Below are 24,721 nucleotides of genomic sequence, written 5' to 3' on the forward strand. Positions count from 1 at the left end.
AGGTCAGCGGGACTGTTCATTTCGACGATTGATTTCGGCGTGTCGGGCCTGGATGTCGGACGGCCATCGGCTCTTGATGAATGCGAGGACGGACCAGATTTCCTCATCTGTGAGGACGGCGGCATAGGCTGGCATATCGCTCTCGTAACCGGGCACCAGCGCCGAGACGCCATCTTTGGTGATGCGAAACAGCACTTCATCCGCATGGTGCCAAGTATGGCCGGATTCATCATGCGGCGGCGCCGGCAGGCGGCCATCGGGCCGGGGAGTTTGCCACTGTGGCTGTCCCTCCAAGTCAGTTCCATGACAGGCGGCACAGTGGTCCCGATAGACCCGTTCGCCCAGCGCAACCTGCCGCGTATTTCGGGGATCGGCCTGACCCCACTGCGGTTGGCGACCGAGACCACCGAGAAAAGCCGCGATGGTCACGGAGGCAATAGCAGCCGCAATGGCGAGGATGATGACCGTCGGCTTCATTGAGCTCCCAGCCGTTGCCAGGTCCGGCCGCCATCCTCACTGGTCAGCAACTCGTTCTGATGCGTCGACGCATACAGGCGCGCCGGGTCTTCGGGATCCACGGCGAGGTGCAGCAGGTAGCGGTCCCCAAAATCGTTGCTCAAGATCTGCCAGTTGAGAGATGGCTCCTCTGTGCGAAGCAGACCGCTGCCGAGCAGGAATGCGTAGACCGAACCGTCTGTCGTCACCTCGATCATGCTGGCGGGACGACGCAGGAGATGGGCGGGTTGCCACACGCGACCGCTGTCTGGGCTGACGAACAGCCCCTGCTGTGTTGCGGCGTAAACCCTTGCCACGTCAGTGGAAGAGGCTGCCAGGTCGATCAGGCCGTCCGGCGCCGGTCCGACACGGCTCCAATTGCGTCCGCCGTCGCGACTGATCTGGAGCCCGCCATGGACTCCATAGATCATGCTCGAATCGGCCTTGCTGACGTCCATCTGATGGAAGTCAACCGGTCCTCCGACTCCCGGCGACAGCATTGTCCAGGTCCTGCCCCCGTCGTTCGATGCGATGAAACCGAGGTTTCCGCCGCGCGCCGGGTGCCCGCTGGCGTAGAGCCTTTGCGCATCGGTCGGGTGCGGCGTGAATCCCATGAAGTCGTCCCGCTGCTCGGAAATGAGATCGACAGTCCCGGATTCCAGCCGCAAGGCATATAGACCGTGATGGGTGGCGATGAGCAGGCGGTCGCTGTTGGCGCGATCGATCGCGAGCCCATGGATGTGCGTGGATCGCAACAGGTCGGCGAGGGGCGCATCGGATTGCGCGTGACCCACGAGCGGCGAGACAACGAACAGAACGGCCGCCGCAAACATGAAGATGGTGACGGATGCTAAACGACTCATGGTGCTTCTTTTCCGAGGTGCCACCCACCAGAAAGCGATGATTGGGAGGACGATCCATTGCGCGATGGGCGAGAGGCCGGCGTCGATCACCGGGATGACCGGCATCAGGTCACGATAGGCCCAGGCTTCCCGGACCTCGATGTTGAGCCACTCGCTGAAGACGGTGTAGCCGAGACCGATCAAAGTGGTGGCGATGCCCACAATCCGGTAGCCAGTCTCTGGCCATTGGCCGCTGCCGAACAGGAACAGCGCGGCGAGGAGCGCGCTCATCGCGATCAGTATGTCTCCGCCAGTGCAATGAATGGCGGCGAACACGATTTCGCCCCAACTGCCGGTTTCCCACAGCGTGTAGAGCGGCATATGGGCGAATTCCCAAATGAGATTCCCAACCGCTATGGCGACCAGGTAGCGCCGCAGCACGTTTAGCCAGCCGATTTCGACTGCGACCATCACGACGAAATCTCGACTTCGATGATGTCCGGACTTCTTCGCGCGTATTCCAATGCATAGGCCAGTTCACCCGAGGATTCAGCGTAGATGTCGAGCATTATATTGCCTTTGTCGATCTCCTGGCCGAGAGTCACATGCATGTAGACGCCCGCCGACTTGGCTTCCGGTGCGCCGGCGAGCTTGGCGAGTCTTGAGAGCTTGCGATTGTTGATATGAACGATACGTCCGGCACGCGGCGCGATCAACGGATGAACGTGGGGCGCCTTCGGCGGCGTTCGCATTCCACCCTGCGCCTCGCATATGGCCTGGAACTTCTTCCACGCTCGTCCGTCCGCAAGGGTCGCGAGCGCCGCAGTGGTTCCTTCCCCGCTGGCGACCTTCCCGCCGATCTCCAGCGCAGCCCCGGCCAATGTCGCCGACCGTCTGCGCAAATCATCGGGCGAATCCGGCGCGCCTCGGAGAACTGCGAGGACATCCAGCGCTTCCAGGGCGGGGCCTATTCCGCGACCAACCGGTTGCGATCCGTCGGTCAGGATGCAAGTGGCCGACAGACCAAAGCGGGACGCCACGGCGCTGATCCGATCCGCAAGATGGCGCGCTGTCGCCTCGCTGCGGACCTTGGCGGTCGGTCCGACCGGAATGTCGATGACGACGTGCGTCGAACCGGCCGCGATCTTCTTGGACAGGACAGACGCGATGAGCTGTCCCTCGGTATCGACATCGAGCTCGCGCTCTATGCGAACGAATATATCGTCGGCGGGACTGAGATGCATCGCCCCACCCCACGCGATGCAGCCTCCTTCGGCGTCCACCACACGCCTGAGCGTCGCGATATCCAGGTCAACCGGAGCAAGTGTCTCCATGGCATCCGCCGTGCCTGCCGGCGAGGTGATCGCACGCGATGAAGTCTTGGGGATGACTAGCCCGTGGGCAGCAACAATCGCGACGACGATCGGGGTGGTACGGTTGCCCGGGAGCCCGCCAATGCAATGCTTGTCGACCACGATCGGGGAATCCCAGCGCAAACGCTCGCCGACCTCGACCATGGCGCCCGTCAGATCGACGGTCTCCTGCTCGTCGAGCGGAAGAGCCGCGCTCGCCGTCAGGAAGGCCGCCAGATGAACATCCGTATAGCGGCGTGCGGCGACGTCCTTGACGATCGACCCGATCGCGCGCGCGTCGAGCCGGTTCCCGTGGATCCGTCGGCGGACGCTGGCGAGGGATTCGAGTGTCGGTGCATGCGTGACGGTGACCGCCGCGTCCTCGTCGAGGCTCAGGATCTTCCACGCGGTCTCTGTCAGGGCGATCTGGTCGATGGCGAGCAAATCGTCCCCTTCGATCTGGAACAGGGTTGCCTGCATCTCACGGCCGTTGCTCGAAACCAGCACCTGCGATCTGGAAGCAAGACCTTCCGATCGGCAGACATGGCAGTCGGCCCGCATGATGACCACCGCCTGGTGCTGTGTGTGCAGGCGAAGACGTTTGGCGCGGAGCGGCGGTGGCACGGCAAGTTCGGCATCGTTGGGGGTCATAGGTCGAACGCCTGATCCTGTCGGGGAACGGACGCATTCCATCCCAGGTCCTTGTCGATGCGGACGCGCAGCGCCTCGGCGGCTTCAGCCTCCCCATGAACGATGAAAGTGCGCGCAGGCGCGTGACGGAAGCCGGAGAGCCAGCGCATCAACTCATCAGAATCCGCGTGCGCCGAGAGTGCAGGCAGATCGGCAACCTCTGCCAGCACCGGTATCCACTGTCCGTGAATCTTGATCTCGCGGGCGCCCTGCAGCATGGCGCGTCCACGCGTGCCGGCAGCTTGAAAGCCGGAGAACAGGATGGTGTTCTTCTGATCGGGTGCGAAGGCCTTGAGATGGTGGAGAACGCGGCCACCGGTTGCCATGCCGCTGGCCGAGATCACCACCTTCGGATAGGGACTCGCGGTAATTGCCTTGGACCCTTCGACGTCCCTTGTATAGGTAGCGATCCCGCAGATCGTGTCGCAATCCTCCGGTAAGAGCCGATGATCTTCGCGATGGGCGTGGAGCAGGTCCGTCGCGCTGATCGCCATCGGACTGTCGAGAAAGATCGGGATGGAGGCGAGACGGCCAGCCTGCTTCAATTGCCAGAGGTGATAGAGCAGCGACTGCGCCCGGCCAACGGCGAATGCCGGGATCACCACGGTCCCGCCGCGAAGAACCGTGCGCTCGATGACGGAACCCAACATCTCGGTCGGATCGTCCGCTTCATGGCGGCGGTTGCCATAGGTCGATTCAATCACCACATAGTCGGCCTCCGGGACAGGAACCGGATCGGGCATGACGGGATCGCCATACCGGCCCAGATCACCCGAAAACACGATCCGTTTGCCACCCCAGTCAATATCTGCGGTGGCAGCTCCCAGGATGTGGCCGGCATGCCGGAAGATCAGGGTCGCCCCGCCGGGAAGCTGAACACCCTTGTCGAACGAAACTGACGAGAAGCGCTCCAGCGCCCGTTCTGCATCGTGAATTCCGTAGAGTGGCAGGGCAGGCCGGTGCTTGGAGAACCCCTTGCGGTTCGCGTATTCGGCATCTTTCTCCTGGAGGTAACCGCTGTCCCTGAGGATCAGCTCTGCAACGGCGCGGGTCGCGTCCGTCGCGAAGATCTTGCCGCGGAATCCATCTTTCACGAGTTTGGGCAGATAGCCCGAATGATCGAGATGCGCATGAGTGAGAACGACGGCGTCGATGGTCGAAGGGGCAATCGGCAGCGGCTCCCAGTTCAGCTCCCGCAGGTTCTTGAGGCCCTGGAACAAGCCGCAGTCGATCAGGATCCGCTTGCCGTCATGCTCGAGAAGATGTTTCGAGCCGGTGACAGTGCCGGCTCCGCCGAGGGATGTGAGTTTCAGCATGATCGCCTCCTGGTCGAATTCATGTGCCTGGTCGCCAACTGACGGGGCTCGCCGCTCATTCGACGCCACCCGTCCAGGGCGGTGCATCGCTTGCGGGAAACGAGTCCATGCCTGCCTGTTCGACGTCGTCGGAAGGTTCGGGCGGACGGCGGTGCCGAATGATGTCCTCTTTGGCTTCCTCGGCGGAGGTGATCGCCGCAGCGATCAGCGGCGCCAGCCGGATAGCGTTGCTCTCATGTGGGACGGAATCGCTTGAGACGATCCGGTCGGTAAGCGACATCAAGCGCTCAAAGGAATCCTCCGCGAACACCCCGTGGACAACCGCGCAAACAGGTCGCCGGAAGCCCTGGAGTGGCAGTTTCCGGGCGGCTTCAATCAGCGTCTGTCCAGATGAAGCGATATCGTCGACGAGGACCGGACAGCGGGCCGTCCATTCCGAGAGATCGGGAAGTTGGACATCGACGTTGCGGTCGCCGTGCCGAATCTTGCGCAAGACGGCATAGGGAGCGGCAATTCGCCTGGCGATGGCCGACACCCACTGTTCGCTCTCCTCATCCGGGCCAATGATCAGCGGTTGATCGACCTCGGCGGCGATCCAGTCTGCCAACAGAGGTGCCGCGTGCAGCGTATCGGCCGGGATCGTGTAGAGCGCCGAGAGTGCGAGATACCGGTGCAGGTGAGGGTCGACCGTCACAATCCGGTCGAAGGTCGAAGACAGGAACCGCGCGAATGTCTTCGAGGTCACAGCCTCGCCCGGTTGAAAGCGTCGATCCTGTCGCATGTAGGAAAGGTAGGGCGCGATCAGCGTCACCTCGCTCGCGCCAAGCGCGCGGGCCGCGTCGGCGGCGAATGCGAGGCGGAGGAAGCCATCGTCCGGCCGCGCAAGCGTGCAGACCAAATCCACCGGCCGATCGGCGACATCCGAAAGAATGCGGACATAACTCTCGCCATCGGGGAAACGCCGGGTTTCCATGTGTCCAAGCTCCCATCCTCCGGCATCAGCCAGATGACGGGCGAAGGTTTTGTTGTCGGGCAGGGGCAGTATCAGCCGCATGTCAATGTACTCTTTCAGTTTCTACCGGTGGCCCAAGTGCCGCCCGTAGACTTCCAGGTCACCCTTCGTTTACGCCCCATTTCCAATTCCGAATCTCCGGCATGTCCTCGCCGTGTTGACGGATGTGGCGCTTGTGATCGCTGAGCTTGCCTTCAATGAACTTTTGGAAAGTGGCGACGCCCGGACCCAATCCCGGCACCCGGTCAAGGACGGCCCTGGCCAGATGGAACCGGTCGAGCTCGTTGAGCACGACCATGTCGAATGGTGTCGTGGTGGTTCCTTCTTCCTTGAACCCGTGCACATGCAGATTGTGATGGTTGGTCCGGCGATAGGTCAGCCGGTGGATCAGAATCGGGTAGCCGTGGTAGGCAAAGATGATGGGCTTGTCCCTGGTGAACAGGGCATCGAATTCCTCGTCGCTGATCCCGTGCGGATGCTGGCTCTGCGATTGCAACGTCATCAGATCGACCACGTTGACGACGCGGATCTTCAGGGTCGGAAAATGCTGCCGCAGCAACTCCACCGCAGCCAGCGTCTCCATGGTCGGCACATCCCCGGCACAGGCCATCACCACATCAGGCTCGCCGCCGTCGTCGCTGCTGGCCCATTCCCAGATGCCCAGCCCTCGGGTGCAATGCGCGATGGCCGCGTCCATATCGAGCCACTGCGGCGACGGCTGTTTGCCGGCGACAATGACGTTCACGTAGTTGCGGCTGCGCAGGCAGTGATCCGTCACGGAAAGCAGGCTATTGGCGTCGGGCGGCAGATAGACGCGGATGACCTCCGCCTTCTTGCTCATGACGTGGTCGATGAAGCCTGGATCCTGATGACTGAAACCGTTGTGATCCTGCCGCCACACATGTGACGAAAGGAGGTAATTCAGGGAAGCAATCGGCCGGCGCCATGGAACGTGGCTCGCCACGTCAAGCCATTTGGCATGCTGATTGAACATCGAGTCGATGATATGGATGAAGGCCTCATAGCATGAGAAAAAGCCATGTCTGCCCGTGAGCAGATACCCTTCGAGCCATCCTTCGCACTGGTGCTCGCTCAAGACCTCCATCACCCGGCCGTCCGGCGCGACGTGGTCGTCGCCAGGAACAATTTCCGCGGTCGAGCAACGGTTCGTCACCTCGAACACGGCGCCCCAGCGGTTCGAAGCCGTTTCGTCCGGACTGAAAACACGGAACGTCTCGGGGTTCAATTTTACGACGTCGCGGATCAGCTCGCCCTGGATGCGGGTGGCTTCGGCGATCACGCTGCCCGGTTTCGGTATCGTCACCGCGTAATCGCGGAAATCCGGCAGTGTCAGGTCGGCCAACAGCAGGCCGCCGTTGGCATGCGGATTGGCGCCCATCCGCCGCGCGCCGCGCGGGGCCAGGTCAGCAAGTTCGGGCCGGAGCCTGCCGGACTCGTCGAACAGTTCCCGCGGGCGATAACTCTCCAGCCACTCCTCCAGAATCTTCACGTGCCCGGGGTGGCTCATGTCGCCCATCGGCACTTGGTGCGAGCGATATGTGCCCTCGGTCCGTTTGCCGTCGACCTCCTTCGGGCCGGTCCAGCCCTTTGGCGAGCGCAGGATGATCATGGGCCAGAGCGGACGCTGCTTGAATCCATTGGCACGGGCGTCCCGTTGGATGTCCCGGATGCTTGCGATCACGGTGTCGAGCGTCGCGGCCATGAGTTGATGCATCTCCATCGGGTCATCACCCTCGACGAAGTGTGGCGTATAGCCGTAGCCGCGAAACAGCGATTCAAGCTCGTCACGGGGAATGCGGGCAAGCACGGTGGGGCCCGCGATCTTGTAGCCGTTCAGGTGAAGGATCGGTAGCACCGCGCCGTCGTGCACCGGATTGAGAAACTTGTTCGAGTGCCAGCTGGTGGCGAGAGGGGCGGTTTCCGCCTCGCCATCGCCCACGACGCAGGTGACCAGGAGGTCGGGATTGTCGAAGGCGGCGCCGTAGGCATGCGAGAGGCAATAGCCGAGTTCACCGCCTTCATTGATGGAGCCCGGCGTCTCCGCCGCAACGTGACTCGGAATGCCGCCGGGAAAGGAAAACTGCGTGAACAGTTTCTTCATCCCTACCTCGTCCTGCGATATCTCCGGGTAGACCTCGCTGTAGGTTCCCTCGAGATAGGTGTTGGCCACGAGGCCCGGACCGCCATGCCCCGGGCCGGTGACATAGATCACGTCGAGGTCGTGCTTCTTGATGACGCGATTCAGATGCACGTAGATGAAATTCAGCCCCGGGGTGGTGCCCCAATGACCGAGCAGTCGCGGCTTCACGTGCTCGATCTTCAAGGGTCTCCTGAGCAACGGGTTGTCGAACAGATAGATCTGGCCAACCGAGAGATAGTTGGCCGCTCGCCAGTAGGCGTCCATCTTCTGGATGAGGTCAGTCGATAGCGGCTTGTTCATGGGCTTACTCCTCCAGATGGGCGTGCTGGCCGGTTTCGGCGCGGGCAAGCATTCCGAAAACCGCTTTTGCAATGATTACATCTTCGTCGGTACGAATGACGCGCACCTGGACGTGCCCCTGATCGGCCGAGATGACTGTCTCGCCGGCAGCGTTCCGGTTCTCGTCCAGTTGGACGTCGAGAAAGCCGAGACCCTCGCAGATGCGCGCACGGATCGCGGGGGCGTTCTCGCCGATGCCACCCGAGAAGACGAGCGTGTCCAGTCCGCCAAGCGCGGCGGCAAATGCACCGATCCACTTCCTCACCTGGTAGCAAAACAACTCAACTGCTTCGGCAGCCCGAACATCGTCCGCCTCGCGACCCAACAAATCCCGCAGGTCGGAGCTCGTTTCCGATACGCCCAGCAACCCCGATTCCTGATTCACCATCTGGTGAAACTGCTTGGCGGTCATTTGCTCGGTTTGCGCAAGGTACCAGCCCAGCCCGGGATCCAGATCGCCGGAGCGGGTGCTCATCGGCAGGCCCGCCGCGGGCGTAAAGCCCATGCTGGTATCAACGCTCTTCCCGTTGCGGACCGCCGCGAGGCTCGACCCATTTCCGAGATGACACAGGATCACCCGCCCTTTCGCAGCCTCAGCGCTGGCCAAGCGCGCGAGCTCTTCCATGAGGAACTCGTAGGACAGGCCATGAAAGCCGTAGCGCTCGACCCCATTGGCCGCAAAACGCCGGGGAATTGCCAGAGTCTTGGCGACCCGAGGCATGTCCCGATGAAATGCCGTATCGAAACATGCCACCTGTGGCAGACCCGGCATCCGCTCGTCGACCAATTCAATCATATTGATCTCGGAAGGCAGATGCTCCGGCGCATAGGCGCTGATGCGGCGCAGTTCCCGAAGAACTTCCTGCGTGATCCAATGCGGTTCACGATACCTGGCGCCACCGTTTACGACGCGGTGGCCTACTGCCGCGATCGACGAAAGACCGATCTGCTCGGCAAGCCAGTCGAGCAGGAAATCTGCCGCCAAACGATGATCGAGCTCACCGATGCCGCGATCACCTTGCTGTTTCCGGGTGGGGTCATCGAAAGTGAAATAGGTTCCCTGCAGGCCGATGCGGTCGATCTTGCCGCGCAGGTCCTTCCGGGATTGGTTGCCGTCCATCCTGTGCAATGCGAACTTGATGCTTGAAGATCCCCCGTTGATCGTCAGGATGCACGCGCCAGATGACATCAATCGAACCCCTCTTGCGCATGCAGCCGTGTGTAGGTCGTCCGCGCCGCTGAATGCACCGAAGTCATGACCCACCGGCCTTGTGCTCCGCGTGGCCATCGCCAGGCGTTGCGGTCCATTGACCGAGGTAGATCCGCAGGAAGCCGAACACCGCGCCGATCGCGATCGCGGCGTAGAGGACGATGGCGGGATCGCTTTGCAGCTTCATCGCAGTGAAGGCCGCGAGCACCGCCGCGTCGGAGCCAATCGCAGCCAGCAGCACAGCGCCCGCGGCGCCGATCTCTTGCCGCCGGTACCGGAACACGCCCCAATGGATGGTCATGTCCATGATCAGGTAGAAAAATGCGCCCAGCGACGCGATGCGGCCCAGATCGAAGAAGACCGCCAGCGCCGAAGCGATGACGACGGTGTAGATCAGCGTGTGGCGCTGGATCTGGCCCGACATGCCGAAATGGCTGTGCGGGATCAGCTTCATGTCGGTGAGCATCGCCAGCATCCGCGACACCGCGAAGACGCTGGCCAGCAGGCCCGAAGCGGTGGCCACCGCCGCGAGAAACACGGTTAGGAGGAAGCCCGCCCGGCCAAGGGCGGGCTCGGCGGCCTCGGCCAGGGAATAGTCGCGCGCGGCGATGATCCGGTCGATGGTGAGGCTCGATCCGACGCCGAAGGCCACGAGCAGATAGACGACGACGCAGAGCGCGATCGAGATCATGATGGCCCGGCCGACGTTGCGGTTCGGTTCGGTGATCTCGGCGCCGCTGTTGGTGATTGTGGTGAAGCCCTTGAAGGCGAGTATGGCCAGCGCCACCGAAGCGACGAAGCCGGTCGCGGTGAAGTCCCGGCCTGTCTCGGAGGCGGCGGCGAAGGAAAATCCGCTCGCCCACAACGCCGCGATCCCGAAGAGCGCGATGCCGCCGATCTTGAGCGTCGCCATGACCAGCGAGAACAGCCCGACCGACCGGTTGCCGGCAATGTTGACGAGGAACGCGAACAGGATCACCGTGACTGCGAGGATCGGCACGAGCGGCCCGCCCGTTACCCCGAATGGCCGCAGCACGTAGGTCGCGAAGGTGCGCGCCACCAGGCTTTCGGCGATGACCATGCTGAGCGCCATCAGTAGCGCCGCGCCGGCGGTGACCGCTCCCCGCCCATAGCACTTCTGCAGGATCATCGCGATTCCGCCCGAGGAGGGCCAGGCGTTCGACATCTTGATGTAGCTGTAGGCGCTGAGCGCGGTCACGATGGCGCCGACGATGAAGGACAGCGAAAACCAGGGTCCCGCCAATTCGGCGATCTGACCGGTCAGAGCAAAAATGCCGGCGCCGATCATCACGCCCGTGCCCATCGCGACCGCACCGTGCAAGGTGATGCTGTTTGCCTTGTACTGCCCTTGCATTCGTGGCTGGCCCGTCGACGGAGTCATAGTTTTGCGCGCTTCAACAGTTGCGCGTTGATGGCCACAACCACCGTGCTCGCGGACATCAGGATCGCGCCCACTGCGGGTGTCAGCAGTATGCCCCAGGGCGCCAGAACGCCGGCGGCAAGGGGTATGGCGAAGATGTTGTAACCCGCCGCCCACCAGAGATTCTGGATCATCTTGCGGTACGTGGCGCGGCTCAGGGTGATGATGCGGGGGATATCGCGGGGATCGGACCGCACCAGCACGATATGCCCGGCCTCGACGGCAACATCCGCGCCCGCGCCGATCGCGATCCCGATATCGGCAGTGGCCAGGGCCGGGGCGTCGTTCACGCCGTCGCCGATCATCGCGACCTTCTTGCCCTGCGCCTGAAGCTCGCGGACCTTCGAGGCCTTGTCCTCGGGGAGCACTTCCGCAAACACGGTATCGATGCCCAGCTCCCTCGCGACGGCATCGGCCACGGCCTGCGCGTCGCCGGTCAGCATGGCAACCTCGATCCCCCGTTCATGCAGCGCCGTAATGGCCTCGCGGCTCTCCTCGCGGATCGCGTCCGCCACGGTGTAGACGGCCAGGGCCTTGCCTTCGCGGACGAGATAGATGGCAGCCCGTCCACTGTCGGCCGCCGCCTTGGCCGCCTCCAGCAGCGCCTGCGGTACCTGCACATTCTCGGCCTTGAGCAGAGCCGGGCCACCCATGTGGTATTCGGTGCCGGCGATCGTCGCCGCCACCCCCTTGCCGGTGATTGCGCGGAAGCCTTCAGCGACGGGCACGTCTATGCCCTTGTCCTGTGCGGTCTTCACGATGCCCCGGGCGATCGGGTGCTCGGATTCGGCTTCAATGCCGGATGCGATCCGAAGCGCCTCGTCCTCGGCCAGCCCATCCGCGACGGACATCGCCACGACCCGGAACTCGCCAAGCGTCAACGTGCCGGTCTTGTCGAAGATCACGGTGTCGAGGTTCCTCGCCTCCTCGAGTCCGCGCCGGTCGCGCACCAGAAGCCCGTTGCGGGCGCCCAGCGTCGTCGAGATGGCCACCACCAGCGGCACGGCCAACCCAAGCGCGTGCGGGCAGGCGATCACCAGCACCGTCACCATCCGCACCACGGAGAAGTCGATCGCTGCGCCGACAGACTGCCACACCACGATGGTGATGGCCGCGGCGGCGATCGCGACGAAGGTCAGAAGCCGGGCTGCGCGATCTGCAAGGTGCTGCGCTCTGGACTTGGACTTCTGCGCATCGGCCACCAGCCGCATGATGCCGGAGAGCTTGGTCTTCTCTCCCGTGCCGGTGACCTCAACGCGCAGGGATCCCTCGCCGTTGATCGTGGCGGCGATCACCTCGTCGCCTTCCCGCTTTTTCACCGGCCTTGACTCGCCGGTGATCATGGCCTCGTTGACGTCGCTCTCTCCCTTTCGCACCACGCCGTCCGCGGGCACGCTCTCGCCTGGACGCACCAGCAGCAGGTCGCCGTTCTGCAACGCGCTGACCGCAACCTTCTCCTCGCCCCCGTCGGTGATCCGCGTCGCAATGTCCGGAAGGAGCTTCGCCAGTTCCTTCAGTGCCCCCTCGGCCTGATTGATGGACCGCATCTCGATCCAGTGGCCGAGGAGCATGATCGTGACCAGCGTGGCCAGTTCCCACCAGAGCGCAGCCGCATCGATCAGCCCGAGCTGAACGACCCAGGAGAACAGGAAGGCGACCGTGATGGCGAGAGAGATGAGGGTCATCATCCCCGGCAGTCGGGACCGAAGCTCTCGCCACGCGCCCTGCAGGAAAACCAGACCGCCGTAGATGAAGACGACCGTTGAGAGCACGGCGCCGATCCAGTCCGATCCGGGAAACGCCGGGGCCCGGTAGCCGAGAAGTTCCTGGATGTGGGCCGACCAGATGACCACCGGAACGGTGAGAGCGAATGAGAGCCAGAAGCGGTCCCGGAACATCGCGGGGGAGTGGCCCTCGTGCTTGTCATGATTCCCGTGGCCTGAATGGCCAGACGCGGGTTCTGGCCTTTCGGGTGATGCTCCTGCCGTCGCGTGGCCTTCGTGCCCCCTGCCGGTCGAGGCGGCAGACGAGGCGTCGGCGCCGGGTCCCGGCCGCTGTGCCAGTGATTTGATGTCGGCGACCTTTACGCGTGTCTCATCGTACTGCACCGTGGCGCTGTGCGCCGTATGATCCACAGAGACGCTTTCGACGCCAGGCACCTCGCCGATCCGCCGTCCCACTTCGTCCGGGCTCAACGCTGTCAGCAAGTCGCCGACGTCGATTGCGACTGTTTTCATCGTGTTCTCCTTTGGCAGGCGCCAGTACAAGTGTCAGGTGGCCGCGCGACTATTCGGCTATCTGGCGCACCAGACCGGGATAGCGGTTGAAGGCGAGCCTCTGAACCAGTGAGCCGTCCACGGTCACAATCTCCGCAGTGATGCTCCCGTCACTCGCGGTGCCGATCTCGCCGAGCCTCAGACGCGGGTTGTTAAGGTTGGTCAACTGCTGCTCCAGGAGGGCCCGGACTCGGTCCTCCGTCATCTCGTCCGGTGTGCCAAGCGGCGTTCCGAGGAGGATGCTCTGACCATTCATCATGCCGGGCATGCCCATTCCTGCCTGACCACCCCGCATCATCTGCATCATCGGGCACATCATCATGCCTGCCATCGGCATCTGACCCGTCATGCCAGAACCCGCCCCGCCCTCAGGCATTCCCTGGCCGGTCATGCCTCCCATCATGCCGGGCATCCCACCCTGACCCATCATGCGTTGCATCATCTGCATCATTTCTGGCGTCATCATGCCCATACCGGGCATGCTTCCAGGTGCAGCGGTCGCGGGCGACTCACCTGGTGGCGTCGGGAGCGCTGGTGGAGTGGCCTGCGTTTCCGCAGGGTGGTGAGCATCATGCTCCTGTGCGTCGGTTTGGGCTGCGACCGAGGTCACGGTCCCAAGAAGAAACAAACCCGCAAACAGGGCCGTCGGAAAATTTCGCGTTCTCATGTTTCGTACTCCTGGTTGATGAGGAAGATAAGACGCCACGATCACCCCCTGCTCGAACGGAGCAGACTTGCGGGGCGCGGCAGGAAAGCCGGAACCGCACTGGCATATCGGCGGTATTTCTCGCCGAATGCGGCGTCCACCTCGCGTTCCTCACTCTTGGCGAGGCGCCAATACATCACGAGCAGTATCGGCAGCATCAGACCTGTTACCAAGGTTGGCCACTGCAGGAAGAAGCCGATGATAATGAGCGCGAATCCGGCGTACTGCGGGTGCCGGACGTGGGCATAGGGTCCCGTGGTTGCGAGTTCTCCGGCGCGCTGCGCCGTGTAGAGCACGTGCCACGCTTTGGCGATCAGGATGAAGCCGCCGCCAATGAAGACGTAGCTCAGCAGATGGAACGGGCTGAAATGCGGATTCATCGACCAGCCGAACAGGGCTGGCCAAAGGTGGCCTGCATCGTGCGAGAGCGGATCGAAAGCCGGAACGGTGCTGCCGACCCAGCCTGCCAGCAGGTAGAGTGTCAGCGGGAAACCGTACATCTCGGCGAACAGGGCAACGATGAAGGCCGAAAAGGCCCCGAGCGAGCGCCAGTCGCGCGTCGTGTTCGGCTTGAAGAAGCTGAATGCGAACAGGATGAAGATGCCCGCGTTCAAGGCGGCCAGAAACCACAGGCCATAGGCGGGAACATCACCGTTCATCGCTGCCACCGCCGTGGCCACCGTGGCCTCGATGCATGAAGAAATGCATGCCGCCGCAGACCAGCAGGAACAGAAGCGGCCAGGCTCCCAGAAGGTGAACCCTGTGCTCGAAAACAAGAAAGGCGCCGGCAACGGCGAGAAACACGCAGACCGCGAGACCGGCCGGAGTTTTCAGAAACGGCTGGCGCCGATCTTCGTCTGCCTTTGGCTCGGCGGATGAGTGATCGTGATGGGTCATGACCCTGCGCCCTCGTAACGGGGGCACTTTGAAAACAGCAGCGAAGAAGCCGCGCCGATCATGCCTGCGGCGGCAGTCGATGCCAGAAACTGGCGATATGATGGATGGTTCATGACGAAACTCTCTCGGGAACGTTGCAGGGCCGGACCGGCGGGACCGGTCGGAGCAGCCCGACACGCCGGGAGAGGCGCGCGGCCGGGATGAACTTCGTCGGTAAGGCGTGCTACAACTTCAACGACCATCGCCATGCTCGTGCCTCCCGCCGAGACCGGCGGGACGAAATAGGAACAGACGCTGCCAGTGCAACAGGTTGGACCGTGGGCTTCTTGGGCATCGCCACAATCCGGTTCCGCAGTCACGGCCTGATCAATGGACGCAACATCAAGCGAAAGCGATGTTGCCGACGCGGCATGGTCGCCCATCGAAACATGGGCAAGACCTGGCGTTGAAAAGGCAAGTACCAGCAGCAGCGCCAGCCAATGCTTCAGGCCCCGTGTCAAACGATACGGATCCTTTCTGCACTGCCAAGTAATTGCCTGCGACATGGTATTTCTTGCCTCGTCCACCGGACTTTCTGCGACCCTCCATGTAGGATGGCGTCGCAACGTCCGCTCTGATCTGGATCAATTTGGCAATGATAGCAAGGATTACTCTCGAATGAAACTGCAAGCTCCATTCATCGGGCGAAACTTGGCGCATGAGCAATGACGATCGGCGCCGCCCTCCGCCTTCTGGTGGTCATGGTGCTTTGGGCCGCATGCTTTCCCCTCATCACCATTGGCCTGGACCTTGCGCCGCATCTTGCCTTTGCGGCCCTGCGCGCTGCGTTGGCAGGCGTTTGCCTGATTGCACTCGGAGCCCTCTGCCATCGTCCGGTGCCTGTCGGCGCGCGGCCCTGGTTTCTGATCGTCGTGGTCGGGCTGGGGGCGACAAGCATGGGTTTCTTCGGCATGTTCCATGCGGCCGAGTTCGTTTCGCCGGGACTCGCGACCGTCATCGCGAACGTGCAGCCGATCGTCGCCGCGGTTCTCGCGTATGTTTTCCTGGAGGAACGTCTCAAGGCGACTGGAAGGACCGGGCTGGCGGTCGGCTTGGCCGGCATCGCTGTTATCGCTTGGCCGGGCATCGCTTCAGCCCACGTCCAGGGCTACTCCCTCGGAATCGCCTACGTCGTACTTGCCGCGACTGGTGTTTCCGTGGGCAATGTCGCCATCAAGCGCCTCACCGGCCAGGTTGATCCGATTATGGCGATGGGCTTTCAGTTGCTCATCGGCGCGGTACCCTTGGCCCTCCTGTCTATGTTGACGGAGGATATCTCGATGCTGACGTGGTCGACCGAATTCGCCCTCGTCCTCGTTTCCCTTGCGGTCCTCGGATCATCGCTCGCGTTCTGGCTCTGGTTCGTGGCGCTGGAGGGAGTCGAGCTCAATCGGGCGAATGCCTTTACCTTTCTGGTGCCAATCTTCGGGCTCATTATCGGCGCGGCCTTTTTCGGTGAGCGGCTGGAGGCAGTCCAGATTTTCGGTGTCGTCCTGGTGCTGAGCGGCATCTTCCTGGTGCAGCGGAGCGCCGCTTCATCCTGACGGCGCCAACGGAAACGAGGATGGCATTGGACAGGCCATGATAAGGTGGACACCGTTCAAAGAAATTCGCCAAGCCGGGTGGTTCGGGGGCAGTAACTGAGCCGCATTTGTGGAATACTTGGCAGTATTTCGACAGCAGCCAGCGGCACATCACGGACGTGCGCTACCAACGCGAGGAGAAGCCGATGACCCCAGCGAAAAAGATCCGCGTCGCCGTCAACGGCTACGGCGTGATCGGAAAGCGTGTCGCCGACGCCGTTGCCGTGCAGGACGATATGGAGCTGGCCGGGGTTGCGGATATCAGCGCCGACTGGCGGCCACGCATGGCGACGCAGAAGGGTTACCGCCTTTTCGCAGCCACCGGTGACCATGCAGAGGCGATGCGGAACGCCGGTCTCGATGTCGCCGGGAACCTCGATGATCTGCTTGAGGCGAGTGATCTGGTGGTCGACTGCACGCCGAAGCGGATCGCGGCGGTGAACGTCGACATCTATCGACAAAGGGGCATCAAGTTCATCGTCCAGGGTGGCGAGAAGCACGATGTGACCGGACACTCCTTCGTTGCGGAATCCACCTATGCGAGTGCGCTGAACCGGGACAGCACGCGCGTCGTCTCCTGCAACACCACCTCGATCGTGAGAACCCTTACGGCATTGAAGCAGGCAGGCCTGCTGCGTCGCGCGCGCGGGACGCTGCTGCGCCGGGCGACGGACCCTTGGGAAAGTCACCTCGGCGGGATCATGAACACGCTCGTCCCCGAGCCCGAGATTCCCAGCCATCAGGGGCCGGATGCGCAGAGCGTCGACCCCGACCTCGATGTCGTCACGATGGCGGTCAAGGTGCCGGAGACCCTGGCTCATCTGCACTACTGGTCGGTGCAGTTGACCCGGCCGGCTTCCAGGGAAGAGGTGCTCGACGCCTTTGCCGCATCGTCTCGGATTGCCCTGATCCGCATGGATGCCGGGTTGACGGCCCTCAACGCGGTCAAGGAACTCATGGCCGACCTCGGCCGGCCACATGACAACCTCTACGAAGTCGCGCTTTGGTCGGACATGCTGAAGGTCCAGGGGGACGAACTGTTCTACGCCTACATGGTGGACAACCAGGCCATCGTCATTCCAGAGACGATCGACGCGATCCGGGCACTGTGCGGAGTGATCGCGAGCGCCGAAGACTCCATCGCAAGGACGGATGCGGCACTCGGGATCGGCCTGCTGACCGAAACACTGAGGCAACGATGATTCCAAGACTTTTCGATGCCCGCATCGGGCCTGACGCGCGTCCGGCCTCGGGACAGCCAGGGCTTTGGGGGCGATGAGCGATCCAGGCCCCACGTCCACGGGCCCAGTTCAGACCCTCTCGGAGCGGCTGAACCAGAATTGCTTCTGCATCACCCTCGACCGTCGGTCGCTCTGCGAGGCGCTTGAGCGCGAGGCTGGCGACCCGGAGTTCTGCGAGACCTTCATCCTACCCAAGGCGCATTTGTTCTCGAATGTGCCAGTGTTCCTCGCGGCCAGCCAGGTGGCCGAGATGCAGGAGGTGGTCGCAGCGATCGAGGCGACCGCGCGGCTCGCCGCATACAAGGCCGCCGTCCTCTCTTGGGCGCCGGAAATCTCGCAAGAGGATCATGGCCCTGTTGGCGCGTTGATGGGTTACGATTTCCATCTAGGCGAAGACGGGCCCCGGCTCATCGAGATCAATACCAACGCCGGCGGGGCATTCCTCAATGCCCTTCTTGCAAAGGCGCAGCGCAAGTGTTGCGCCGAAATGGACATGCCACTGACGCCGCACACCTTTGAGGATGCGGCGTTTCGCATGTTTCAGGACGAATGGACGCGCCAGCGGGGAGCCGGCGCCGCACGTCGGATTGCTATCGTCGACGACAGGCCAGAGGAACAGTATCTCTACCCTGAGTTCGTGCTCGTGCGGCAAGTTCTGGCCGCGCGAGGCGTGGACGCGATTATCGCGGATGCCAGTCATCTTCGCTACGAGGCGGGCCGGCTCAGCGTCGAGGGCAGGCAAATCGAGCTCGTGTATAACCGCGTCACCGACTTCGCGTTTGATCAGCCAGAGCACAGAGCGCTGCGTGAGGCCTACCGCGATGGCGCGGTGGTCGTAACGCCGAATCCGCACAACCACGCCCTTCTTGCCGACAAGCGCAACCTTTCGCTGCTCTCCGACCCGGCGATACTCGAAGGCTGGGGCGTGGAACCTAGACTTCTGGTTCAACTCAAAGCCGTCCCACGCACTGTCCTTGTCACCCCAGAGAACGCCGACGAACTTTGGAGATCGCGAAAGGACCTTTTCTTCAAGCCGACGAGCGGACATGGCGGAAAGGCAGTGTACCGCGGCGACAAGGTGACGAAAGGCGTCTGGTCACAAATTGAGCGGGGCGGCTACGTTGCCCAGACCCTGGTCCGGCCGAGCGAGCGCATGATCAAGATCGATGAGACGCCGCAGGCGCGCAAGATGGACGTTCGGCTGTATACCTACGACGGGCAAGTGCTTCTGGTGGCTGCGCGCCTCTACCAAGGCCAGACCACAAATTTCAGGACCCCAGGTGGCGGGTTCGCTCCGGTGTTTGTGGTGTAGAAGCCCAGCAATTCTCGCCATTTCGGGGCGGATGTGTCAGAGAACGTTGGATATGTGGGTCTTTCCCTCCGCCAGATTTGCAGCTAATTTCCTGACATTGCACAATTATTTTTATAGCTCTAGGAGGTGCGCCACATTGCGCCCCACATTCAAAGCGAGCTGTTGAGGAAGGCTGCTTTTGGTAGCCGAACTTTCCCGTTGAACGGCGAGCCGGGGGCGGCGAACTGGTACAGCGGATCGCAAACGTTCGAAACCGACGCAACTCAACAGTCGCAACAATGCGGAAAAAGCGGGATAGTTAGAACTATCTTCGTCGTTAGAAATGCGATCAATAGGAAGCCTCTAGTTAATGGAGGTCCCTGATGGACACCTACCGCGATATTCAATGCCACACTCGCCGGTCTTACCTTCGGTCCCGGTCACGGTGGCGGTCATTCGCGGGAACCGGTGACGTTGAACATCACCAGCCTGCAATAACCGCCCCCTCTCAGCGAGTTTGCAGAACCATCGGCACACTACCGTGCGAGGCAGCAGATACGCCGCTCCTATCGCGGCATCCGGCCGAAGGCCAATCGTGTAGTCGGCGTGGAGGACATCATGATTCGCTATGAGGTCGGCGATCTGCAGCCATCCCCGCCGCTTTCACGGCAAGCGGCGGCATTGATTTCCGCCTTCCTTGATCCTGAATACCTGCCAAGGTGCTCAGGAGTCGCCCCCAGCGGCCTCCCATTTCCAGAAGTCGGTGCCTTCGGTGTCGAGATGTTTGTTGAGTACCATCTGATGGACCTCGTCGGCGCCGTCGACGAGTCGGGCCTGGCGGGCGTATCGGTAGATCCACTCGAGAACCGTGTCCTTCGAGTATCCGCGCGCGCCGTTGATCTGGATGGCCGTGTCGGCCGCCTGGTGTAGCAGGTTGGCGACATGCACCTTGGCCATGGAGACTTCCTTGCGGGCGAAAGAGCCCCTGTCCAGCGCCCACGCGGCCTTCATCACCAGCAATCGGCCGATCTCGATCTTCATGGCGAGGTCGCCGAGCATCATCTGGATGGACTCGCGGTCGGCAAGGCGCTTGCCGAACCCGGTGCGCTCCGCGGCATAGGCGCGTGCGATCTCGACGCAACGCTTCGACAGGCCAAGCCAGCGCATGCAATGCGTCAGCCGCGCCGGGCCGAGCCGAATCTGCGTGGCCTTCAGCCCGTCGCCTTCCTTCATCAGAATGTTTTCCGCCGGTATCTCCAGCCCGTCGAAGACGAGTTCGCAGTGACCGCCATGCTCTTCGGGCCCCATGATCCCGATGCGCCGCTCGATCCGCCAGCCCGGCTGGTCGCGGTCGAAGAGGAAGGCCGTCAGTCCCTTGCGCGGGTCCTCGGAGGTCTTGGCGACGAGGATGAAATGGCGGGCCTCCTCCGCGCCGGTGATGAACCATTTGCGGCCGCGAACGACGTAGCGGTCGCCCTCGCGGGTGGCGGTGGTCTGGATCATGGACGGATCCGACCCGCCGCCCGGATGCGGCTCGGTCATGACAAATGAGGAGCGAACACTGCCATCCACGATCGGCTTGAGCCAACGCTGCTTCTGCGCCTCGGTCCCCACAGCCTCGAGGAGCATCATGTTGCCGTCGTCAGGCGCGGCGGAGTTGAAGATCAAGGGTCCGAAGATCGAACGGTTCATCGCCTCGTAGCAGACCGCCATTCCGACCTTGCCGAAGCCCTGCCCGCCCGTCTCCTGCTTTAACTGAAGACACCAAAGGCCCTGTGCCCGCGCCTGCGACCGCAGTTCGTCGGCGATATCCAGGCGGATGTTCTCGTGTGCATCGTAGTTCGCCGGATCTGCCTCGAGCGGCAGGATTCGCTGGTCGACAAACGTGGCGATGCGCGAGCGAAACTCTTCGATACGAGGTGCAATCGTGAAATCCATGAGTGATCCTCAGGCTGTGAAGGCTGATCGGCGGCCCGCCTGTCGGTAGCCATTTCCGAGCGAGCGCTCGTTTTTTAATTTGACTATGGACCGGCCGCAAGCGTTGATTTCGCCGACATCCTCGGCGACTAACATTGGACCCGAATTCACCGGGCGGGTAAGCCTCCGACATGCCGGCGCAGCGGGTTCGCTGCAGCCGCATCAGACACAAGGGAGCTCGATCTGTGAGCCAACGCATCAAGCCCGGCGCGACGGAGGGCTACACGATGGAGGCTCTGTGCGCGCGCATCGTCGAACGCCATGGCGAGCGCATACGCGTGCGCAAGCAACCCTTGGCGGTCGCCAATCTGGCACGCATCGTTGGCGCCTTTTTGCGACTGTCCAACCGGAAGGGGTTCCATGCAACGTCGCTGCGGGAACTTGCCTCGGAGGCGGGGCTCAGCATGGGTGGACTCTATTCCTACTTCGACAGCAAGGAGACGCTGCTGTTGATGGTCCTTGGCGAGGTCTCGACTACGCTGAAAGAAGTCATGGACACGGCTCCCGCAGACATTGCCCGCGATCCCCTAGCGCATCTGAAATGGGTCATCGCGACCCACGTCCATCTGACGGAAAAGATGCAGCCCTGGTTCGTCTTCGCCTACATGGAAGCGAAGTCCTTTCCGAAATCGGCAAGAAACGCGGCTGTCGACAGCGAACTCCTGGCGGAAAACGTCCTTGCCGACATCCTTGCTCGTGGCAATACATCCGGCGCCTTCGCCGTTTCGGATCCGGCGCTCACCGCGGCCCTCATCAAGCCGTTGTTGCAGGACTGGTACGTCAAGCGCGCGAAATACCGGAAGCGTGGCACGTCGATCGACCACTATGTCGAAACCATCACGCGGATGGTGGAGCTCGCCACGCGTGCCGCTTGAACAGGGACGCATGGTCGTTTCCATGGACCGAATGTCGCTCGAAGAAATCTTGCCGATGAACGTCAGTCGGCCGCTACCGGTCTCCATGAGCTGCCGGTTGCAAGCGTCGCGGCGATTGCGCGCAGCCGTCCTTCGACCGCATCCCGCAGGCGTATCGATGCGCCTTGATTGGATACGGCGATTGTCCAAACGACCATTTCGCTGCCAATTTTTCGGCCGGTGATGCGACCGGCTTCACGCATTTCGCGGCTTATCGATTCCGGCAGCAGCGCGTAGCCGACACCCTTTTCCACCAGTTCCATTGCAACCGCGGCATCCCCGACCTCCGCCAGAATCGTCAAGTCGATGCTGGCCGCCTGCGCGGCGGCATTGATGCGACGTCGCAACGGATTCTGTACCGGCGGCACGATCAGCGGCAGGCCTTCCACCTCGCTCCATCTCGCGTTCTTCGCCACCAAGGGCTGATCGGACCGTCCGAGCAGCATCAGCGGCTCGGTCGCAAGCGGCTTCACGCTGACCAGGGGAACCTGCGTCTGCGGACTTATCAGGATGCCGATGTCGATCTGGCCGAAGCCGAGCGCCTGCTCGATTTCGTGCGAAACGCCAAGCTGCAGCTGGATCGTGCTTTTCGGAAATCGTTCAATGAACCAGATGACCAGGGGCACCGCTACCGTCCTGGCCATCGAATGGGGAATGCCCACCTTGATCTCGCCGGTGGGTTCGAAGTCGGCGGACCGTATCTCGTCTATGGCATTCTCGATTCCCGAAACCAAGGCAGGCAAACGCTCCGCGAGATGCTGTCCTGCTTCCGAAAGCCGGACTCCGCGTCGCGTCCGTTCCAGCAGCTTCACGCCGGTCTCCGTTTCCAGACCGCGAATGATGCGGGTCAATGTCGGCTGGCTTACGCCGAGGGACTCGGCCGCCCGCGTCAGGTTTCCCATCTCGGCGACCCTCAGAAAACTGCGGATGACTCTGGTGTCCATGCCGGCCGGATGCGCCCCACGATGCTGCCATGCAGAATGCGTATCGATGTGATTTCAGATCATGCATATCACGCCCGCGCGGCCGGGTGTACCGTTCGCAACCCATCAAGGAGGAAGACATGGCACCCAGGCTCAAGATGCTCGAACGGTCCGAAATGACGCGGACGCAGACTTTGCTCGTCGACACATGCACCTTCAACGGGGCGCCCGATGCGTTGATCGCCAGCATATTCACGCGCAGCGAAGTCGGCCGCGTCTGGCTGCGCGCATGGAACGAAGTCCTCAACGGCGGCATCGTGCCCGTCGAGATCAAGGAGATGTGCCGCGTCCTGCTGTCGACAAGACACGAGTGCGGCTATTGCTCGACGGTGCGCTCCCGCGTCGCCGCCGCCGAAGGTCTGAGCGAAGAAAAGCTGATGGCGACGATCGAATTCGAAGACAGCCCATTGCTGTCGGAGCGGGAGAGGGCGGCGCTCAGGTTCGCCCTCCTGTTCCATGAGGGCGACGACGCACTGGATTCAGACGATGTGTTTGATGCGATCAAGCAACATTTCAGCGAGGAAGAGATTATCGAACTCGCGCTGCTGTGCGCTGAAACGGCCGGCGTCGGCAAGTTTGCGCGTGCACTTCAGGTAAGGACCTGGGATGAAGCCTGTGAGATTCAGCCAAAGCTTCGAGGCCAGTCCACCGTCGCGGTCGCAGCCGAATAACCGAGATGCACTGGAAGCCGGCCCGATAGTGATGTCGGCCGGCTTTCTTTTTGACTTGAGACTTGGCGATCAATCGGTCTTGTCGATCCGGCAGACCGACGCCCCGACCTCGGCTTCGCTGCCTTCGGCGATCATCGTCTCGAGCAGGACGCCGGCGCAGGGGGCCTCCACGTCCGACGTGACTTTCTCCGTTTCGATGGAATAGAGCACGTCGCCGGCGGCGAAACTCTCACCCTTCTTCTTGTGCCAAGTGACGAGCGTTGCCTCGTCCATGTTCATGCTCAACTTCGGAAGTTTGAGGACGACCTTCACGCGGCACGCTCCTTCATGAGTGTTCTTATTCCATCGGCGATGCGCGCGGCGTCGGGTATCATCGCCGTCTCGAGCGGCGGCGAATAGGCAATCGGCAGGTCGCGCGTGGTGATGCAGGTCACGCGCGCCCTCAGGTGCCTGAAGCCCTCGCCGGCCGCTATCGCCGCGATCTGGTTCGCCATGCTTCCCGCTTGGCGCGCCTCGTCGACAACAACCAGGCGACCCGTCTTCTTCAGGGAATCAAGAATGGTCGCTCGATCCAGTGGAAAAACCGTGCGTGGATCGACGACCTCGACGTCGATTCCCTCTTCCGCAAGTTCAGCCGCCGCGCGCAGAGCGGGTCGCTGCATTGCAGCGATGGCAACCAGCGTAACGTCCGCGCCCTCTTTGGTAACTGAAGCCTTACCCAATGGGATGAGCGTTTCCGCGTCCGGCACGTCGCCCATCTCCCCGCCTCTGCTGGCTGGTTGGAGAAAGACGACGGGGTCGTCGCAGCGGATTGCGGATTTCAACAGGCCCTTGGCGTCGCCCGAGTTGCCCGGCGTCACAACATAGAGGCCCCCGAGGCTTGCAAGGGCGGCGTGCGGATAGTCCGAATGCTGCGCCGAGTTGGACCGTCCCCCGCCGCCAACCGCCATGAAGACGATGGGAAGCCTGATCTGGCCATTCGTCATCAGCCTGAGTTTCGTGGCTTGGTTGGCGATCGCATCGAATGCCGTGTAGATGAAATTGGCATACATGAGGTGGCAGATCACCCGGTAGCCGGCGGCGGCCGCGCCAACCGCCATGCCGGCCATCACTGTTTCCGAAATCGGCGTATCGCGGACCCGTTCACGGCCAAATTTCTGCTGCAGTCCGCGCGTGTCGCCGAAAATCGACGTTCCGACGTCCTCGCCGAACAGGATGACGCGCTCGTCGCGCTCCATCTCCTCGAAAAGCGCATCGTTGATCGCGTGGATCATTCTCTTGCGGG

Annotated in this window: 22 protein-coding genes; 5 read left to right on the plus strand and 17 right to left on the minus strand. The window is 62.4% G+C overall.

All coding sequences use genetic code 11. The annotated features are described in order from the left end of the window. Window positions 1–3: 3 nt before the first annotated feature. The 13 genes from BSQ44_RS04040 to BSQ44_RS26765 all read right to left on the minus strand — a co-directional run bounded on the left by BSQ44_RS04040 (window position 4) and on the right by BSQ44_RS26765 (window position 15,303). Window positions 4–477, minus strand: a complete 474-nt coding sequence (locus tag BSQ44_RS04040) for a c-type cytochrome (protein WP_072602060.1) — start codon at window positions 475–477, stop codon at window positions 4–6. Next, window positions 474–1,808, minus strand: a complete 1,335-nt coding sequence (locus BSQ44_RS27320; protein ID WP_210187916.1) for a WD40/YVTN/BNR-like repeat-containing protein — start codon at window positions 1,806–1,808, stop codon at window positions 474–476. The genes BSQ44_RS04040 and BSQ44_RS27320 overlap by 4 nt, the downstream gene beginning before the upstream one ends. Next, window positions 1,808–3,340: a thymidine phosphorylase family protein gene (locus BSQ44_RS04055; RefSeq protein WP_072602061.1), complete on the minus strand. Its 1,533-nt coding sequence runs from the start codon at window positions 3,338–3,340 to the stop codon at window positions 1,808–1,810. The genes BSQ44_RS27320 and BSQ44_RS04055 overlap by 1 nt, the downstream gene beginning before the upstream one ends. After that, a complete protein-coding gene (locus tag BSQ44_RS04060; RefSeq protein WP_072602062.1) occupies window positions 3,337–4,695 on the minus strand; it encodes an MBL fold metallo-hydrolase RNA specificity domain-containing protein in 1,359 nt (452 codons plus the stop codon). Before BSQ44_RS04060 ends, BSQ44_RS04055 begins: the two co-directional genes overlap by 4 nt. A gap of 55 nt (window positions 4,696–4,750) precedes the next feature. Then, window positions 4,751–5,749, minus strand: a complete 999-nt coding sequence (locus BSQ44_RS04065; RefSeq protein ID WP_072602063.1) for a ribose-phosphate pyrophosphokinase — start codon at window positions 5,747–5,749, stop codon at window positions 4,751–4,753. A 58-nt stretch (window positions 5,750–5,807) separates the two neighbouring features. Continuing rightward, the gene (locus tag BSQ44_RS04070; RefSeq protein WP_072602064.1) at window positions 5,808–8,168 is read right to left on the minus strand and encodes a phosphoketolase family protein; all 2,361 of its coding nucleotides are present in this window, start codon (window positions 8,166–8,168) and stop codon (window positions 5,808–5,810) included. Window positions 8,169–8,172: 4 nt separating this feature from the next. Further along, entirely contained in the window at window positions 8,173–9,396 is a 1,224-nt protein-coding gene (locus BSQ44_RS04075; protein WP_114580043.1) for an acetate/propionate family kinase, read from the minus strand. 64 nt (window positions 9,397–9,460) lie between these two features. Further along, window positions 9,461–10,819 (minus strand): APC family permease, encoded by a 1,359-nt coding sequence (locus BSQ44_RS04080; protein WP_235633337.1) that lies wholly within the window; start codon window positions 10,817–10,819, stop codon window positions 9,461–9,463. Next, window positions 10,816–13,095, minus strand: a complete 2,280-nt coding sequence (locus BSQ44_RS04085; protein WP_083534439.1) for a heavy metal translocating P-type ATPase — start codon at window positions 13,093–13,095, stop codon at window positions 10,816–10,818. The genes BSQ44_RS04080 and BSQ44_RS04085 overlap by 4 nt, the downstream gene beginning before the upstream one ends. Window positions 13,096–13,144: 49 nt before the next feature. Further along, on the minus strand, window positions 13,145–13,606 hold the full coding sequence (locus BSQ44_RS04095; protein WP_072602067.1) for a hypothetical protein: 462 nt from the start codon (window positions 13,604–13,606) through the stop codon (window positions 13,145–13,147). A 236-nt stretch (window positions 13,607–13,842) separates the two neighbouring features. Next, window positions 13,843–14,499, minus strand: coding sequence for a methyltransferase family protein (locus BSQ44_RS04100; protein WP_072607842.1), 657 nt, complete (start codon window positions 14,497–14,499; stop codon window positions 13,843–13,845). Continuing rightward, on the minus strand, window positions 14,489–14,737 hold the full coding sequence (locus BSQ44_RS04105; RefSeq protein WP_072602068.1) for a DUF2933 domain-containing protein: 249 nt from the start codon (window positions 14,735–14,737) through the stop codon (window positions 14,489–14,491). Before BSQ44_RS04105 ends, BSQ44_RS04100 begins: the two co-directional genes overlap by 11 nt. Continuing rightward, window positions 14,734–15,303: a hypothetical protein gene (locus BSQ44_RS26765; RefSeq protein WP_157894499.1), complete on the minus strand. Its 570-nt coding sequence runs from the start codon at window positions 15,301–15,303 to the stop codon at window positions 14,734–14,736. The genes BSQ44_RS04105 and BSQ44_RS26765 overlap by 4 nt, the downstream gene beginning before the upstream one ends. A gap of 138 nt (window positions 15,304–15,441) precedes the next feature. On the opposite strand from BSQ44_RS26765, the gene BSQ44_RS04110 reads away from it, so the two are divergent. The 3 genes from BSQ44_RS04110 (at window position 15,442) to BSQ44_RS04120 (ending at window position 18,912) form a co-directional block, all read left to right on the plus strand. Then, window positions 15,442–16,320, plus strand: a complete 879-nt coding sequence (locus tag BSQ44_RS04110) for a DMT family transporter (protein ID WP_072602069.1) — start codon at window positions 15,442–15,444, stop codon at window positions 16,318–16,320. Between the two features lie 158 nt (window positions 16,321–16,478). Further along, window positions 16,479–17,561 (plus strand): type II glyceraldehyde-3-phosphate dehydrogenase, encoded by a 1,083-nt coding sequence (locus BSQ44_RS04115; protein ID WP_235633338.1) that lies wholly within the window; start codon window positions 16,479–16,481, stop codon window positions 17,559–17,561. Window positions 17,562–17,634: 73 nt separating this feature from the next. After that, complete coding sequence (locus BSQ44_RS04120) at window positions 17,635–18,912, plus strand: ATP-grasp domain-containing protein (protein ID WP_072602071.1); 1,278 nt, start codon at window positions 17,635–17,637, stop codon at window positions 18,910–18,912. Window positions 18,913–19,614: 702 nt separating this feature from the next. Here the strand turns inward: BSQ44_RS04120 and BSQ44_RS04125 are convergent. Further along, window positions 19,615–20,829 (minus strand): acyl-CoA dehydrogenase family protein, encoded by a 1,215-nt coding sequence (locus tag BSQ44_RS04125; RefSeq protein ID WP_072602072.1) that lies wholly within the window; start codon window positions 20,827–20,829, stop codon window positions 19,615–19,617. A 170-nt stretch (window positions 20,830–20,999) separates the two neighbouring features. Here BSQ44_RS04125 and BSQ44_RS04130 point away from each other — a divergent pair, with 170 nt between their 5' ends. Continuing rightward, entirely contained in the window at window positions 21,000–21,743 is a 744-nt protein-coding gene (locus BSQ44_RS04130; protein ID WP_083534441.1) for a TetR/AcrR family transcriptional regulator, read from the plus strand. A gap of 62 nt (window positions 21,744–21,805) precedes the next feature. On the opposite strand, the gene BSQ44_RS04135 is transcribed toward BSQ44_RS04130, so the two are convergent. Further along, window positions 21,806–22,726: a LysR family transcriptional regulator gene (locus BSQ44_RS04135; protein ID WP_072602073.1), complete on the minus strand. Its 921-nt coding sequence runs from the start codon at window positions 22,724–22,726 to the stop codon at window positions 21,806–21,808. Between the two features lie 119 nt (window positions 22,727–22,845). On the opposite strand from BSQ44_RS04135, the gene BSQ44_RS04140 reads away from it, so the two are divergent. After that, window positions 22,846–23,436, plus strand: coding sequence for a carboxymuconolactone decarboxylase family protein (locus tag BSQ44_RS04140; RefSeq protein WP_072602074.1), 591 nt, complete (start codon window positions 22,846–22,848; stop codon window positions 23,434–23,436). A 69-nt stretch (window positions 23,437–23,505) separates the two neighbouring features. Here the strand turns inward: BSQ44_RS04140 and BSQ44_RS04145 are convergent, their stop codons facing one another. After that, entirely contained in the window at window positions 23,506–23,748 is a 243-nt protein-coding gene (locus BSQ44_RS04145) for a lipoyl domain-containing protein (RefSeq protein ID WP_072602075.1), read from the minus strand. Next, a complete protein-coding gene (locus BSQ44_RS04150) occupies window positions 23,745–24,710 on the minus strand; it encodes an alpha-ketoacid dehydrogenase subunit beta (protein ID WP_210187917.1) in 966 nt (321 codons plus the stop codon). The genes BSQ44_RS04145 and BSQ44_RS04150 overlap by 4 nt, the downstream gene beginning before the upstream one ends. Window positions 24,711–24,721: the final 11 nt, after the last annotated feature.

Source organism: Aquibium oceanicum (assembly GCF_001889605.1).
Classification (GTDB): domain Bacteria; phylum Pseudomonadota; class Alphaproteobacteria; order Rhizobiales; family Rhizobiaceae; genus Aquibium; species Aquibium oceanicum.

Excerpts from the sequence above, each read along its gene's own strand:
- BSQ44_RS04075 (WP_114580043.1), bottom strand. The coding sequence starts at position 9,396 with ATGTCATCTGGCGCGTGCATCCTGACGATCAACGGGGGATCTTCAAGC.
- BSQ44_RS04110 (WP_072602069.1), top strand. The coding sequence starts at position 15,442 with ATGACGATCGGCGCCGCCCTCCGCCTTCTGGTGGTCATGGTGCTTTGG.
- BSQ44_RS04125 (WP_072602072.1), bottom strand. The coding sequence starts at position 20,829 with ATGGATTTCACGATTGCACCTCGTATCGAAGAGTTTCGCTCGCGCATC.
- BSQ44_RS04070 (WP_072602064.1), bottom strand. The coding sequence starts at position 8,168 with ATGAACAAGCCGCTATCGACTGACCTCATCCAGAAGATGGACGCCTAC.
- BSQ44_RS04080 (WP_235633337.1), bottom strand. The coding sequence starts at position 10,819 with ATGACTCCGTCGACGGGCCAGCCACGAATGCAAGGGCAGTACAAGGCA.
- BSQ44_RS04120 (WP_072602071.1), top strand. The coding sequence starts at position 17,635 with ATGAGCGATCCAGGCCCCACGTCCACGGGCCCAGTTCAGACCCTCTCG.
- BSQ44_RS04065 (WP_072602063.1), bottom strand. The coding sequence starts at position 5,749 with ATGCGGCTGATACTGCCCCTGCCCGACAACAAAACCTTCGCCCGTCAT.
- BSQ44_RS04100 (WP_072607842.1), bottom strand. The coding sequence starts at position 14,499 with ATGAACGGTGATGTTCCCGCCTATGGCCTGTGGTTTCTGGCCGCCTTG.
- BSQ44_RS04060 (WP_072602062.1), bottom strand. The coding sequence starts at position 4,695 with ATGCTGAAACTCACATCCCTCGGCGGAGCCGGCACTGTCACCGGCTCG.
- BSQ44_RS04085 (WP_083534439.1), bottom strand. The coding sequence starts at position 13,095 with ATGAAAACAGTCGCAATCGACGTCGGCGACTTGCTGACAGCGTTGAGC.
- BSQ44_RS04040 (WP_072602060.1), bottom strand. The coding sequence starts at position 477 with ATGAAGCCGACGGTCATCATCCTCGCCATTGCGGCTGCTATTGCCTCC.
- BSQ44_RS04135 (WP_072602073.1), bottom strand. The coding sequence starts at position 22,726 with ATGGACACCAGAGTCATCCGCAGTTTTCTGAGGGTCGCCGAGATGGGA.
- BSQ44_RS04055 (WP_072602061.1), bottom strand. The coding sequence starts at position 3,340 with ATGACCCCCAACGATGCCGAACTTGCCGTGCCACCGCCGCTCCGCGCC.
- BSQ44_RS04095 (WP_072602067.1), bottom strand. The coding sequence starts at position 13,606 with ATGGGCATGATGACGCCAGAAATGATGCAGATGATGCAACGCATGATG.
- BSQ44_RS04130 (WP_083534441.1), top strand. The coding sequence starts at position 21,000 with ATGCCGGCGCAGCGGGTTCGCTGCAGCCGCATCAGACACAAGGGAGCT.
- BSQ44_RS04150 (WP_210187917.1), bottom strand. The coding sequence starts at position 24,710 with ATGATCCACGCGATCAACGATGCGCTTTTCGAGGAGATGGAGCGCGAC.
- BSQ44_RS04105 (WP_072602068.1), bottom strand. The coding sequence starts at position 14,737 with ATGACCCATCACGATCACTCATCCGCCGAGCCAAAGGCAGACGAAGAT.
- BSQ44_RS27320 (WP_210187916.1), bottom strand. The coding sequence starts at position 1,808 with ATGGTCGCAGTCGAAATCGGCTGGCTAAACGTGCTGCGGCGCTACCTG.
- BSQ44_RS04140 (WP_072602074.1), top strand. The coding sequence starts at position 22,846 with ATGGCACCCAGGCTCAAGATGCTCGAACGGTCCGAAATGACGCGGACG.